Here is a 14,446-nt window from a genome sequence, read left to right as displayed (position 1 = left end):
GTCACGGTGGCGGAGCACGGAGCCCCTGGCTGGGGCGGCAGCAGTAAAACCGCTAGGAGGCGGCGTCCCAGGAGCCGTAGACCCGCACCGTGTTCGCCACCAGGTCCGCGCCCAGTTCGGCCAGATCCTCGCCCAGCTGGGCGGCCATGAACCGCACCGTGTAGGGCACCATGTAACTGGCGTTCGGCCGGCCCCGGAACGGATGCGGGGTCAGGAACGGGGAGTCGGTTTCCACCAGCAGCAACCGCCGGTCGGCCACGGCGAGGCCTTCGCGGAGATTTCCCGCGTTCTTGAAGGTGAGCGTGCCGGCGAAGGACATGTTCCAGCCGTGCTCGTTGCAGGTCCGCGCCAGGTCCGCGTCACCGGAGAAGCAGTGGAACACCACGTTCTCCGGCGCCCCCTCCTCGAGCAGCACGCGCACGACGTCGTCGTGCGCGTCCCGGTCGTGGATCTGCAGGGCCAAGCCCAGCCGCTTGGCGATGTCGATGTGCCGGCGGAAGGAATACTGCTGGCGCTCGACGCCGTCGGCGCCGGTGCGGAAATAGTCCAGTCCGGTTTCGCCGATGCCGCGCACCCGCGGATGCCCGGCGAGTGCTTCGATCTCTTCCAGCGCCGCGTCCAGGGCTCCCTCGGCGGCCAGCACCGGCGCATCGTTGGGATGGATCGCCACCGCACCGAGCAGCCGCGGTTCCTCGTCCAGGACCCGGACGGTGAAGCGGGAAGACTCCAGGTCGGTGCCCACCTGCACGGCTCCGCGGACGCCCGCCGCCTCGGCCGCGTCCATGGCCGCCCTGACGCCCGCGGTGCCCGCCTCGCCGGGCGCAAAATCAAGGTGCGTGTGGTTGTCGATCACCGGCACCGGAAGCGGTTCCGGTGCGGGAGGATAAGGTTTCCCCGAACCGGACGCGAAGTCCAGGTAGGCTGCAGGTATTTCGCCCGGAACAAAGCCGCTGTCATTGCACATGTCTTTAACCCTAATTGAGCTTGTAACCTGTACTGACATAAGCCCGCTGCCGTACCGGCTGGGGACTGTTAGCGTCGCCGGCGGTTCCCGGTCCCGGGGGTCCGCCCGCGATCCGCCGATGCTCGGAAGGTATCCATGGACGCTCGAAATCCAGCTGCAGGCACCGCACCGTTTTCCGGGGAGCCTCCCGCAGCGGCGGCCTCCGGACAACCGGCAGCCTGGAACCGGCGGGCGGCGCCGGCGCCGGATGCCGAGGCTTTCCACCAAGCAGCCTCGGACATCCTCTCCGCCATCAACACCGTGATTGACGGCAAGGAGGAGGCGGCCTCCCTGGTGCTGACCGTGCTGCTCGCCCAGGGGCATGTGCTGCTGGAGGACGTGCCCGGCGTGGGCAAAACACTCCTCGCCAAAACACTGGCCCGGACCATTGACTGTTCCGTCACCCGGATCCAGTTCACTCCGGATCTGCTGCCTTCGGACGTGACCGGCGTGTCGATCTACAACCAGGACTCCCACCGGTTCGAGTTCCGCCAGGGCCCGATCTTCGCGAACATCGTGATCGGGGACGAAATTAACCGAGCTTCCGCCAAGACCCAGTCGGCGCTGCTGGAATGCATGGAAGAGCGACAGGTGACCGTGGACGGGGGCACCTACCGGCTGGCCGAGCCGTTCATGGTGGTGGCCACGCAGAACCCGATCGAGATGGAGGGCACCTATCCGCTGCCCGAAGCCCAGCGCGACCGGTTCATGGCCCGCATCTCCATGGGATATCCCGACACGCAATCCGAAATCGAGATGCTGGAATCCCACCAGTCGACGTCGCCGCTGGACAAGGTTGCCGCCGTCGTCGACGTCGCTGAGGTGGCCGCCATGACGGCCCGGGTCCGGGACATCTTCGTCTCCGGCGCCGTGAAGGAATACACGGTGGCGATTGGCCAGGCGACCCGCGAACACACGCACCTGAGGCTCGGCGCCAGCCCCCGGGCCCTGCTGCAGCTGCTGCGCGCCGCCAAGGCCCACGCCGCGCTGGCGGGACGGGACTTCGTTCTGCCCGATGACATCTCGCTCCTGGCCGACCCCGTCCTGGCCCACCGCATCATCCTGGACCGCAAGGCGGCCAGCTCCGGCGAAACGCCCACCGGCCTGCTGGCGCACCTGCTCTCCCGCGTTCCCGTTCCCCGCAGTCCCGCCGGCGAGCGCATGCGGCGTTAGGCCGGGCACCTTCCGGCAGTACCACCGGCATAATTCGTCCGACTCCTCGTGGGAAGGCTCCATGGAATTAGCGACTACCGCCCGGCTGCTGACGCCGCGCGGCTGGGGTTTGCTCCTGACCGGACTGGCCGCGCTGCTGACCGCCCAGGTCATGGGCCGCCGGGACGTGCTTGTCCTCGGGGTGTTCCTGCTTGTGCTGCCGCTGCTGTCGGCGCTGGCGCTGCGGCTGCTGAAGCCGGTTTTCGACGTCGAGCGCACCTTCAGCCCCTCTTCCGCGGAGACGGGGGTTCCCGTGACGGTGGTCCTGTCCCTGCGCCCGGCGCAGCCGCTCCGGGAGAGCGCCACCATGCGTGAGGGGCTGCCGCTGCGCTTCGGGGAAAGCCCCGTGTTCCGGTTTCCGGCGCGCTTTCCCGGACCCGACGGCGCCAGCACCTACGAGTACCAGCTGCGCTCCGCCCGTCGCGGCCTTTTCTCCATCGGGCCCGTGACCGCGGACTTCCAGGACCTGTTTGGCCTCTCCCGGCGGCTGCACACCCTCGGCGGCGTGGATTCCCTGGTGGTGTCCCCGGCACCGCAGCCCCTGCCCCGCACGGTGCTCGGCAGTCCGCGGGGCACCGAAGGGTCGGTGGCCAGCCCGCGCCGCGGCAGTCCCAGCGAGGACGACGTGTCCACGCGCGAGTACCGCGCCGGCGATCCGATGCGGCGGGTCCACTGGGCAGCAACCGCACGGCACGGCGAATTGATGGTCCGGCAGGAAGAACCCGTCACCTCCCCGGGTGCCACGCTGCTGCTCGACGCGCGGGAGGGCTGCTATGCAGGAGGCGCCGGCTCCAGCCTCTGGATGGATCCGGCCGGCGGCAACGGACTGTCCACCTCGGAGTCCTTCGAGTGGGCGGTGACGGCCGCGGTCTCCACGGCCGCGCACCTGGTGGAGAACGGTTACTCCCTCCACCTGCTGGACGCCTGCGCCCGCCCGGCACTGGCGCGCTCCCCCTCGGCGCCCGATCCCCGGCAGCGGGAGTTCAGCGGTCCGGGCGGCCTGCTGGACATCGCTGACGGGCTGGCGGCGCTGGAACTTGATTCCCGCTCCTCGGAGCGGCCGCTCAACGCCGCAAACGACGACGGCGCCGGCAGCGTGCCGGGCCACCGGGCCGGACGACGGAGGGCGGGGTCCGAGCAACCGGCCGGGAACGGAGCAGCGTTCGGCGATGCCCTGCTCGATTTCCTGGCCCAGCGCCGGCGCGGCCCGCTGGTGGCCGTGCTGGGACGGCTGTCCGTCGAGGATGCGCACCGGCTGGCCCCGGTGGCCGACTACGCGTCCCGGGCCTGCGCCATCCTGGTGGCCGACCGGGTCCAGGACGTCGGCCCGGCAGTGGCCGTCCTGCGCGCCGGCGGCTGGGACGCAGCCGCAGCCACCCCCGAATCCGATGTGGCCCGCATCTGGGCCACCTTCGGAACCTCCGCCGCCCCGCCCGTTCCTGCTGCATCGATTCCCCACGAGGACCGCCCATGACCGCCACACTGAGCCGGCCCTCAACGGATGGTCCGGCTCCTCCCCCGCCGGCGTCCACCCGTTCGCGTTTCCGGCCCCCGTGGGACTGGGCGTCAGCCGGAGCCAGCGCTGCCGCGGTCCTGCTGTGCAGCATCAGCTTGTACGGAGTCTTCGACGGCTGGGCCTGGTTTCCTCCGCTGGTCCTCACCACGGCAGCAGTGGTCTCCGCCATGGCTGCCGCCCGCCGGTTCCGGTTTCCCACCGCTCTGGTTCCCGCCGTCGGCCTCGCTGCCCTCGTCGTCGTCCTGACCTGGCTGTTCGCCGCGTCAACGGCCGTGCTGGGCCTGCTGCCCACGGCCGCCACGCTGGAGCGCAGCGCTGGACTGGTCGCCGAGGCGCAGTCGACCATCATGAACCAGGTGCCTCCGGTGCTGGCCGATCCCGGGATTGTGTTCATCGCGTGCCTCGGCACAGGCCTGATCACGCTGCTGGTCGATACGCTCGCCACCACGCTGCGGATGCCGGCGGCGAGCGGGCTGGGACTGCTGGCCCTGCTGACCGTTCCGGCGGTCCTGAAACCGGACAGCATCGGAGTGTTCCCCTTTGTCCTGGCCTGCGCCGGGTACCTGCTGGTTCTGGCCACCGGCTCCTGGCAGGAGCGTCCCCGCAGCGCAGCCGCAGCCCGGCGGCCCCCCGGCCGGCAGATGGGCATTGCCGCCGGGATTGGTGCCGCCGCCCTCGTGGTCGCGTTGGGCCTGAATGCGGCTCTTCCCGGATTCACCCAGGGCACCTTTCCGCAGGGATCGCGGCTGAACATTTGGACCGGGCAGTCCGGTTTGAACCCGGTGGTGGCGCTCGGCAATGACCTGCGGCAGCCCTCGGCGTCGGGCCGGATCCGCTACGCCACCAATTCTGCGCAGCCCGTCTATCTGCGCTCGACCACGCTGGAGGACTTTTCCGGCCAGCGGTGGGCGCCCGATCTCCGCTCGGAGACCCGGCTCGCCGGCCTGCAGGACATGGTTCCGGCCGAAGCGGACGAGCCGGCAGCAGGCAGTACGACGGTCACCACGCGGGTGCGGTCGGAAACCTACGCCAGTCCGTGGCTTCTGACTCCGTATGCTCCGCTGCAGGTCAATGGAGCCAGCGGCCGGTTCAGCTGGGATCCGAAAACCATGACAGTCATCGCGGAAGGAAACCGGAAAGCGTCACGGCTGGATTACATGGTCCAAAGCGCTTCCCTGAACATCTCCCCTGATGATCTGGAGGCGCTGGAACCTGCCGCGGAAAACGCGGTGGACCCGATCTTCACCGCCATCCCGGAGGACCTGCCCGCAAGTATCCGGGAGGCGGCGCTCACCGCAACCGCCGGAGCCAAGGGACCGTATGAGCAGGCCGTGGCGATTCAGGCCTACCTCCGCGGAACTGACTTCACGTATTCACTGGAGGCACCGGTCGAAGGCGGTTACGACGGCAACGGCATGGATATCCTGGACCGGTTCCTGGAAGAAAAGTCCGGTTACTGCATCCACTACGCCGCGGCGATGGCGGTGATGGCCCGTGATATGGGCATCCCCAGCCGCATGGCCCTGGGCTTCGCGCCGGGCCGCTCCACTGGAGAAACCGTCACTGATGCCCGCGGCGAGGAACTGCGGGAATTTGAAGTGGACGCCCGCGATGCCCATGCCTGGCCGGAACTCTACTTCGAAGGCACGGGCTGGGTCCGCTTCGAGCCCACCCCGTCGCGGGGCTCCGTTCCGGCGTATAGCGTGCAGCCTCGGACCGCTCCCGGGGAAAGTACCGAAAGCGGAGCAGCGGAGCTGGACCGGCCCGTGCCGGAGACGGAGCCGGCCCCGCAACCTCGGGCGACGCCCTCGACACCGCCCGTCGCGGCGCCGGTGACTCCGGCGGAAAGCGGTGCCGGAAAAGTCCTGGGGGCGGCGTTGGCGCTCCTCACTGTTGCCGCCGCGCTGCTGAGCCCGTGGGCGCTGCGGCGACGCCGGCGCAGCATCCGCAGACGCGGGCTTACCGGTCCGGTGCGGACGGGCAGGACAGGCCGGGAGGGCAGGACGGGCAACGCGGGCGGGCCGGGCAACGCGGACGGGCCGGACGGCGCGGACGGGCCGCATCCGGGGCCGGCCTCCCTGGCCTGGGACGAAGCCGCCGACACGGGTCTGGACTACGGCCACCTGCCCCGGAAGGCTGAGTCTCCGCGCGCCTACGCTTTGCGCCTGACGCACGACGCCGGCCTGCCGGATGGCCCCGCGCTCGCCCTTCAGCGGCTCCGCGGTGCCTACGAAGAGGAGGTCTATGCGGCGCCCCGTCCCCGGATACCTGGTGGCGAAGTTCCTGATGTTGGAGCATCGCCTGTTGGGGCAGGGTCTGTTGGGGCAGAATCTGTGGGGACAGCGCCTGTTACCGAAACAGGAACTCTTTCCTCGACGGGTGTTTCGGCCGGAGCCGATGCCGACGAGTCCGGAGCAGCATGGGCGGAACGGCTCTGGGATGACGTCACCACGGTGCGGGAGAGTCTGGCCTCAACGGCCCCTCTGGGTTCCCGCCTCCGGGCTCGGTTTTTCCCGGCGTCATTGGCCTCGCGGTTTCGCCGCTGATTCGAAGCGAGCCGGGACCAACACAGGGCGACCGCGGAAAATCGACCGGTTCAGGATTATTCGACCGTTTTGGGCATTTACTGCCGGTCCGCGGCGGCAGCAAATGCCCAAAACGGCAGCACAATCCCGGAATGGCAGCAGATTGGAGGGCTGGCCCGGCCGGACAGCCCGGCCCGGCCCCACTCGGGACCTGGACCGGGCCTTCCCCAGACTTAGCCGTCGGACGGGTCAGCGATGCCGATGTACTGCGTGTAGAGGTACTCCTCGATGCCTTCGGCTCCGCCTTCCCGGCCCAGTCCCGACTGCTTGACCCCGCCGAACGGCGCGGCAGCGTTGGAGATGACGCCGGCGTTCAGGCCCAGCATGCCGGTCTCCAGCTTCTCGCCGATGCGCAGGCCGCGGTTCAGGTCTTCGGTGAAGACGTAGGCCACGAGACCGTATTCGGTGTTGTTGGCCAGCGCCACTGCTTCATCCTCGGTGGAGAACGTGACGATCGGAGCCACGGGGCCGAAGATTTCCTCCTGCAGGATCCGTGCGTCCGGCGCCACGTTCTTGAGGACCGTCGGCTGGTAGAAGTAGCCGGGTCCGTCCACCGGTGCCCCGCCCACTAGGGCCGAGGCACCGCCGTCGACCGCGTCCGAAACCAGCGCATGAACCTTGTCGCGGCTCTTTGCGTCGATCAGCGGACCGATCTTGGACTCGTCCTCGGTGCCGCGCGCAGTGGTCATGGCACCGACCTTCGCGGCGAATTTCTCTGCGAATTCATCGGCCACCGATTCATGCACGATGAAGCGGTTTGCGGCGGTGCAGGCCTCGCCCATGTTCCGCAGCTTGGCGAGCATCGCGCCGGTTACTGCCTTGTCGACGTCGGCGTCCTCGAAGACCACGAACGGAGCGTTGCCGCCCAGCTCCATCGAGGTGCGCAGCACCCGGTCCGCGGCGTCGCGGATCAGGCCCTGTCCCACGGGGGTGGAGCCGGTGAAGGAGACCTTGCGCAGGCGCTCGTCCTTCATGATGGGTCCGGTGACGTCGCCGGCGGCGGTGGTGGACACAATGTTCAGGACCCCGGCGGGCAGGCCGGCCTCAATCAGGACGGCGGCGAAAAGCTGCGAGGTCAGCGGGGTGAGCTTGGCCGGCTTGAGGACCATGGTGCAACCTGCGGCGACGGCGGGGGCGATCTTGCGCGTGGCCATGGCGAGCGGGAAGTTCCACGGCGTGATCAGCAGGCACGGGCCGACCGGCTTTTTGTTGACCATCAGGCGGGACTTGCCGTCCGGGGACATGCCGTAGCGCCCGGAGATGCGGACCGCTTCCTCGGAGAACCAGCGCAGGAATTCGGCACCGTAAGTGACCTCGCCGCGGGCTTCGGCCAGCGGCTTGCCCATTTCCAGGGTCATCAGCAGTGCGAAGTCCTCTGCCCGCTCGGTCACCAGGTCAAAGGCACGGCGCAGGATTTCCCCGCGCTCCCGCGGTGCGGTCTTCGCCCAGGATTCCTGCGCCGCAGCGGCTGCGTCCATGGCCAGGGTGCCGTCTTCGGCGCTGGCATCGGCGATGCTCAGCAGCACCTTGCCGGTGGCGGGGTCTTCGACGTCGAAGGTCTTGCCGCCGGCGGCATCCCGCCACTCGCCGTTAATCAACAGTCCGGTGGGGACCTGGGCCAGCAGGGCGGCTTCGCGGTCAGCAGTAATACCCATGGGGGATGCCTCCAAATTTCGACGGTGGTTGCCCGGGCACGTCGCCCGTCATCTGAGATCACCGTAGGCGCGTGCCGCTCGGACTGTAAAGAAAGAAGTGCACCACGCCAGGCGCTCCGGACTGTGCAGATGGCCAACGAAGGTGTGATGCGGGGCCCGACGTCAGCGCCGGCGGTCTCCCGCCAGTCAGGTCAGCCGCGGGCAGCCAGGACGGCCGAGTACAGTTCCCGCTTGCTGATCCGGGCGTCCTCCGCCACGGTGGCAACGGCGTCCTTGAGCCGCGCGCCCTGGCTGATCAGCCCGTTCACGGCCGCCACATGATCCTCGGGCAGCTCAGGCGCCGCTTCGCCCGCCCCGGACACGACGACGGCGATCTCGCCGCGGATCTCGGACGTCTCGGCCCATTCGAGCAGTTCGCGCAGCGGACCCCGCAGCACCTGCTCGTGCAGCTTGGTCAGTTCGCGGGCGACGGCGGCACGGCGGTCGCCGCCGAAGGCCGCGTCCAACGCGCGGAGCATCGGTTCCAGCCGGTGCGGGGCTTCAAAGAACACCATGGTGCGCTGCTCTCCGGCCAGATCCGCCAGGCGGGCGCTGCGCTCACCGGCCTTCCGGGGCAGGAAACCCTCAAAGCAGAACCGGTCGGTGGGCAGCCCGGACAGCGCCAGGGCGGTCAGGACAGCGGACGGGCCGGGAGCCGCGGTGACGGTCAGGCCTTCCTTCGCGGCGGCCTCCACGAGACGGAAGCCCGGATCGGACACGGCGGGCATGCCGGCGTCGGTCACCATCAGCAGGGTGGCACCGCCGCGTACCATTTCCAGCAGGTCGGCGGTGCGGGTTGCTTCGTTGTGCTCGTGGTAGCTGATGATCCGCCCGGTGGTGGTGATCTTCAGGGCGGACACGAGCCGGTGGAGCCGGCGGGTATCTTCGGCGGCGATCACGTCGGCCGTCTCCAGCAGTCCGATCAACCGGGTGGTGGCGTCCCCCATATTGCCGATGGGAGTCGCGGCCAGCACAATCTGTCCGGCGGCGGCACCCGCGGGGCTCCCCGCCGCGCTGCCGGCAGCGGCGCTCTTCCCGCCGTCGTTCTGCGTGTTCTTGGTGGTGCCTGGCCCGGTGGTCTGCTTGCTGGAATTCACCATCTAACCCTACGCGAGTTGGCGGCGGGGAACGCCCGGCGGCCGCTATAGAGTGGAGCGCGTGAGCCTGACCGTGAGTGAGACCCCCGTACCTCGAGCAGCACCGCTCGTTTCCGATCCGGGGGCCGCCTTCAGCTTCAGTGCGCTGCGGAACCGCCTGCTGGGCTGGGCGCCGGGCACCACGTTCAGCCTGGGGCTCTGGGGCTGGCTCCTGCCGCTGGCAGCCGCCGTCATTGGCGGCGTGCTGCGCTTCGTCCGGCTGGGACAACCGCCGTCGCTGGTCTTCGACGAGACCTACTACGTCAAGGACGCCTACTCCTATCTCGTCTCCGGCTATGAGCGTGAGTGGCCTCAGGACGCCAACACCTTGTTCAACGCCGGCACCCCCGACATCCTGCTCTCCACTCCCGAATACGTGGTGCATCCGCCGGTCGGGAAGTGGATGATCGCGGCCGGCATGGCGCTCTTCGGCAGCGACAACAGCTTCGGCTGGCGTTTCGGCGCCGCGGTTGCCGGCACCCTGACCGTCCTGATGGTGGGCCTCATCGCCGTTCGGCTGTTCCGCTCGCCGCTTCTGGGCGGCGTTGCCGCCCTGCTGTTGGCCGTCGACGGTCATCACCTGGTGCATTCACGCACCTCGCTGCTGGACGTGTTCCTGACCTTCTGGGTTGTTGCCGCGTTCGGCGCCCTGCTGCTGGACCGCGACGACGGACGACGGCGGCTGGCCCGCAAGCTCTCCGGTTCAGCCCGCGGCGGGTCGCCGCCGGCAGATGTGCTGAGATACGGCCCGTGGCTGCTCTGGCGTCCCTGGCGTCTGGCGGCGGGCATCTGCCTGGGCCTGGCGGTGGGAACGAAGTGGTCGGCGCTGGCGTTTGTCGCGGTTTTCGGCCTGATGACCGTGCTGTGGGATGTCGGTGCCCGCCGGGTGGCCGGGATCCGTGCCTGGCCTGCCGCCGGTCTGCTCAAGGACGGAGTGCCGGCGTTCTTCACGATCATTCCCGTCGCGGCGCTCACCTATCTGGCGTCGTGGACAGGCTGGCTGCGGTCCGCCGACGCGTACGGCCGGAACTGGGCGCAGGACAATCCGTCGCAGGCCTGGGGCTGGCTGCCGGATTCGCTGCGTTCCCTGGCGGAATACCACCGCAGCGCGTATGCCTTCCACAACGGGCTCAGCTCCGAACACACCTATGAGTCCAGCGCCTGGACCTGGCTCTTCATGGGCCGCCCGACGTCGTTCTTTTATGAATCCTCGACCCTCGGCGTCGACGGGTGCCCCGTTGATGCCTGCTCCTCCGCGGTCTCCGTGGTGGGCAATCCGCTGATCTGGTGGGCGGCCGCCTTTTCCCTGCTGGTTCTCCTGTTCGCCTGGATCGGCCGCCGCGACTGGCGCGCCGGAGCCATCCTCGCCGGCGTCGCCGCAGGCTATCTTCCGTGGTTCGCCTATCCGGAACGCACCACGTTCTTCTTCTACGCCGTGTCTTTCGAGCCGTTCCTGATCCTCGCCCTGACCTGGGTGCTGGGCCTGGTCCTGGGCCGGGCAACCGACCCGATCACCCGCCGGCGCCTGGGTGCGGCCGCCGTCGCACTCTTCCTTTTGGCCGCCGTCCTGATGACCGCGTTTTTCCTTCCGGTCTGGACGGCCGAAACTATCCCGTATTCTGACTGGCGGCGGCGCATGTGGATGCCCAGCTGGATTTAGTCTCACCACCCATGTGCGCAGGCACCAAAAGAAAGGCCCCCAGTGCGCGAATCTGCCACTGATCTGCTGGTCCATCTTGCTCCGGAGTCAAACATCACCGACATCCTGGTGGGGCTGCACGCCCGGACTCCCGACCATCCCCTGTTCTCGCTGAAGAGCGACGGCGGATGGAAGGACGTGACGGCCAATGACTTCCTGACCTCCGTCAGCGAGCTGGCCAAGGGCCTGATCGGCCTCGGTGTCCGCCCCGGCGACAGCGTGGCCGTCATGTCCAAGACCTGTTACGAGTGGACCCTGGTGGATCTGGCCGTGTGGTTCGCCGGCGCGGTCACGGTCCCCATTTATGAAACCTCCTCCCCCTCGCAGGTGGAGTGGATCCTCCAGGATTCCGGCGCATCCCACGTGTTTGTCGAAGACGCCCGCAAAGCCGCGGTTGTCTCGGCTGCCGCCGCGGCCGGTGAGGTCGGTGAGGTTGAGGTTCAGATCTGGCTGATGAACGACGACGCCGCCGCGGGTGCGTTCCGCGAGCTGATCGCTGCGGGTTCCGGCGTTGACGACGACCGGCTGGAAGCGGCCCGGACCGCGGCCGGGCTGGAATCGGTGGCGTCCATGGTCTACACCTCCGGCACCACCGGCCGCCCCAAGGGCTGCGAAATCACGCACGGCAACTTTGCCCTGTTCGGAGTGAACATCGTGGAGTTCCTGCCGGAAATGCTCAAGGAAAAGGGAGTCAGCACGCTCATGTTCCTGCCGCTGGCGCATGTGTTGGCCCGCGCCGTGCAGGTGGGGTGCCTGGCTGCAGGGGTCCGGGTTGGCCATTCCAGCAGCGCCGCTGACCTGATGGCCGACCTGAAGTCGTTCCAGCCCACCTTCCTGCTGGCCGTTCCCCGGATCTTCGAAAAGATCTACGCCGGGGCGCAGGCCTCCGCCGAGGCGGCCGGCAAGGGCAAGCTGTTCACCGCCGCCGCGGAGACCGCCGTCGCGTATTCCACCGCCGTCGACGCCGCTGCCCGCGGGAACAAGGGTCCGTCCGCGGCGCTGAAACTGCGGCACGCACTCTTCGACAAGATGCTGTACCCCAAAGTCCGCAACGCCTTCGGCGGCAAGCTGACCTACGCCATCAGCGGCGCCTCCGCGCTGAGCCCGCAGCTCACGCACTTCTTCCGCGGAGCGGGCGTGATGGTCCTGGAGGGCTACGGCTTGACCGAGACCACGGCCCCGGCCACCGTGAACACCGTCCCCCTGGCCCGGGTGGGTTCGGTGGGCATGCCGCTGCCCGGATCGGCCGTTCGGATTGCCGACGACGGCGAGGTGCTGATCAGCGGCGCCGGCGTCTTCAAGGGCTACCACAACAACCCCGCGGCGAACGCTGCCGCCTTCACCGGTGAGTGGTTCCACTCCGGGGACATGGGCGCCCTGGACGACGACGGATTCCTGACCATCACCGGCCGCAAAAAGGACATCCTGGTGACGGCCGGCGGCAAGAACATTGCCCCCGGGCCGCTGGAGGAGAAGATCCGGGAGCACCGGCTGGTGTCGCAGGCGATTGTCGTCGGCGAGGGACGTCCGTTTGTGACCGCGCTGCTGACCCTGGACGACGAAACCCTCGCGGGGTGGGCGCGGGAGAACGGCTCGTCGGTGACCTCCAAGACGGCGGCTGATGATCCGCGGGTCCGCGCGTCGCTGCAGGAGGCCGTGGACGCGGCGAACGCCACGGTGTCCCAGGCCGAGCAGATCCGCAAGTTCACCGTGCTGCCGCAGGACTTCTCGCTGGAGTCCGGGCACCTGACGGCAACACTGAAGCTGCGCCGCAACGCCGTGATCGCCGACTACTCCGCCGAGGTGGAAAAGCTCTACACGAAGTAGCGCTCCGCGGAGCTCCCCAGCAAACAAAAAACTGCACGTCTCCGGCGGCCGGAGACGTGCAGTTTTCTGTTGGGTCAACGGTGGTGGACCGCTGGATCAGACCGCTAAGTTAGACCGCTTCCAGCGAGTCGAGGTAGCGGCGGCGGGCCGCTTCCTGCTTGCTGCGCGCGCGTTCCCGCCGGGCCTTGGTGGGCCAGGCGGAGACCAGCACGACAATGCAGGTCAGAAGCACCAGACCGGCAATGCCGATGCCGGCATCCATCCAGAACTGGGCCGGGAAGAGCCGGATCAGGGTGTCATCCATCCGGAACGTCCAATTGCCGTTGGCGAAGAAGATGGAGTGCACCTGGGTGAAGAAGTTCTCCCACCCCAGAACCGCCGTGACGATCAACGCGCCAACGAGAACCAGGGTCAAGACCGCCCCGGAGAAGAGCGCCCGCCGGATTCCGCCGGGCCGGCGCTTGGCCAGATACACACAGGCAAGCACGCTCAGCACGGCCATCACCAGTGCTGAGACAAACGCGACGGTCAGGACCGTCTTCACATCCGCCATGTGGCTGACTTCGCTGTCCAGGTACAGCGGCTCGCCGCCGGCCGTGACCAGGTCGCCGAGGTAGCGGGCACCGGAGAAGTTCAGCAGGTAATCCACGGCGTATGAGCCGTAGGTCATCCGGTCATCGGTGGAGAAGCCGTAGCCGTCCGCCGGGAACCCCGGCCGGTGGTATTCGATCCAGAGGAACAGGGGTGTCGCAACCGCCCGGATGGCCGCGGCAAGCAGCATCACCGGGAAGAACACCGCGATCATTACCTGCAGGATGCGGGCCAGGACGGGCTTGGGTGAGCCCGCCCGCTCACGCTCCTCGGCCCGGCGTCGGGCTTCCTCGGCCGAGATCTCGTAGTCGTCGGTCAGTTCTGCCTCCGGTTCGACAACCTCGGACTCTTCCGCTCCGGAGTCGTTGGCCGCGGATCCTTCCGGAGCCGACGCGGTGGCCGTGCTGATCTGCATGGTCCGGGGAGCGGCATCCGTGGAAACGGCGCCCAACCCTGCGGCACCGGCACCGGCACCCGCGGCAGCCGCCGGAGTTTCTGCGGGCGTCTTCCCGGCAGCAGTCGCAGCTTCTTCGGTGCCGGAGCCATGGGCAGCATGGCTGCCGGACGGAATCACGGCGTTGATGTCCCCGGCCTCCCGCTGTTCTTCCTCCGAGAGGTCAGCGTATCCGTTGAGGTTGGGCATCGTGCTGGCATGGCGCATCGGCAAGCTGCTGCGCTGGGCAAGGGAGGGATGACCTCCCGGCACGACGTCGGCATCGTCACCTGCCGTGCCGTTGCGCGGCCCGGTTACGGCCACCGCTCCGGCAGCTTCAGGCGGTGTTCCTGCGGCGTCGGCAAAGGCCGCGTCCCAGTCGTCGTGGTCGAGGCCGTCGTCGTCGGCGACGTCAGTTGCGGTCGTCGTGCCGTCGTCGTCGACGTCAGTTGCGGTCGTCGTGCCGTCGTCGTCGACGTCAGTTGCGGTCGTCGTCGCGTCGGCGGCTGCGCCGTTGCCGGCGTTCGATCCGTCGGCGGGCGATCCGGTGTTCGGTGCCGCTGATTCTGCTCCCGCAGCCTCGGTTCCCACCGCGTGCTCACCGCTGACGATGGTTTCGCTGGCGTCGCTGAGGCCGTCGTCGCTCTGGGCGCCCTGTTCGGGCCGGTCCTGCTCAGTATCGGCGGAGCCTCCGGGCGTCGGTTTTTGCTGGGGGGTATCGTCCTGGCTTGCCACTACTTCCTCTTTCAC

The 14,446-nt window shown here is 68.6% G+C and carries 9 protein-coding genes; 5 read left to right on the top strand and 4 right to left on the bottom strand.

The genetic code is table 11. The features are described from left to right. Nucleotides 1-52: 52 nt before the first annotated feature. A complete protein-coding gene (locus QNN99_RS14075) occupies nt 53-964 on the bottom strand; it encodes a TatD family hydrolase (protein WP_229967185.1) in 912 nt (303 codons plus the stop codon). Between the two features lie 135 nt (nt 965-1,099). On the opposite strand from QNN99_RS14075, the gene QNN99_RS14070 reads away from it, so the two are divergent. From QNN99_RS14070 to QNN99_RS14060, 3 genes are all read left to right on the top strand, one after another. After that, nucleotides 1,100-2,176, top strand: a complete 1,077-nt coding sequence (locus QNN99_RS14070; protein ID WP_229967183.1) for an AAA family ATPase — start codon at nt 1,100-1,102, stop codon at nt 2,174-2,176. A gap of 61 nt (nt 2,177-2,237) precedes the next feature. Next, nucleotides 2,238-3,689: a DUF58 domain-containing protein gene (locus tag QNN99_RS14065; protein WP_229967181.1), complete on the top strand. Its 1,452-nt coding sequence runs from the start codon at nt 2,238-2,240 to the stop codon at nt 3,687-3,689. Next, complete coding sequence (locus QNN99_RS14060; RefSeq protein ID WP_229967179.1) at nt 3,686-6,277, top strand: transglutaminase TgpA family protein; 2,592 nt, start codon at nt 3,686-3,688, stop codon at nt 6,275-6,277. Before QNN99_RS14065 ends, QNN99_RS14060 begins: the two co-directional genes overlap by 4 nt. 212 nt (nt 6,278-6,489) lie before the next feature. Here QNN99_RS14060 and QNN99_RS14055 read toward each other — a convergent pair whose 3' ends face one another. Further along, nucleotides 6,490-7,971, bottom strand: coding sequence for an NAD-dependent succinate-semialdehyde dehydrogenase (locus QNN99_RS14055; protein WP_229967177.1), 1,482 nt, complete (start codon nt 7,969-7,971; stop codon nt 6,490-6,492). A 191-nt stretch (nt 7,972-8,162) separates the two neighbouring features. After that, entirely contained in the window at nt 8,163-8,987 is an 825-nt protein-coding gene (gene rsmI, locus QNN99_RS14050) for a 16S rRNA (cytidine(1402)-2'-O)-methyltransferase (RefSeq protein WP_284016051.1), read from the bottom strand. A 172-nt stretch (nt 8,988-9,159) separates the two neighbouring features. Between rsmI and QNN99_RS14045 the strand changes: the two genes are divergently transcribed. Together QNN99_RS14045 and QNN99_RS14040 are read left to right on the top strand one after the other, a co-directional pair. Next, nucleotides 9,160-10,806 (top strand): dolichyl-phosphate-mannose--protein mannosyltransferase, encoded by a 1,647-nt coding sequence (locus QNN99_RS14045; protein WP_442860533.1) that lies wholly within the window; start codon nt 9,160-9,162, stop codon nt 10,804-10,806. A gap of 42 nt (nt 10,807-10,848) precedes the next feature. Next, nucleotides 10,849-12,672 (top strand): AMP-dependent synthetase/ligase, encoded by a 1,824-nt coding sequence (locus tag QNN99_RS14040; RefSeq protein WP_229967175.1) that lies wholly within the window; start codon nt 10,849-10,851, stop codon nt 12,670-12,672. 109 nt (nt 12,673-12,781) lie between these two features. Here QNN99_RS14040 and QNN99_RS14035 read toward each other — a convergent pair whose 3' ends face one another. Next, nucleotides 12,782-14,431 (bottom strand): TIGR01906 family membrane protein, encoded by a 1,650-nt coding sequence (locus QNN99_RS14035; RefSeq protein WP_229967173.1) that lies wholly within the window; start codon nt 14,429-14,431, stop codon nt 12,782-12,784. Between the last annotated feature and the right edge of the window lie 15 nt (nt 14,432-14,446).

The sequence above is a fragment of the Arthrobacter sp. zg.Y820 genome, assembly GCF_030125555.1.
GTDB lineage: Bacteria > Actinomycetota > Actinomycetes > Actinomycetales > Micrococcaceae > Arthrobacter_B.
This window is presented reverse-complemented; position numbering and strand designations above follow the sequence as displayed.

Bases quoted from the DNA above. Each gene is read 5' to 3' on its own strand.
- QNN99_RS14065 (WP_229967181.1), top strand. From the start codon at position 2,238: ATGGAATTAGCGACTACCGCCCGGCTGCTGACGCCGCGCGGCTGGGGT.
- QNN99_RS14070 (WP_229967183.1), top strand. From the start codon at position 1,100: ATGGACGCTCGAAATCCAGCTGCAGGCACCGCACCGTTTTCCGGGGAG.
- QNN99_RS14060 (WP_229967179.1), top strand. From the start codon at position 3,686: ATGACCGCCACACTGAGCCGGCCCTCAACGGATGGTCCGGCTCCTCCC.
- QNN99_RS14055 (WP_229967177.1), bottom strand. From the start codon at position 7,971: ATGGGTATTACTGCTGACCGCGAAGCCGCCCTGCTGGCCCAGGTCCCC.
- QNN99_RS14075 (WP_229967185.1), bottom strand. From the start codon at position 964: ATGTGCAATGACAGCGGCTTTGTTCCGGGCGAAATACCTGCAGCCTAC.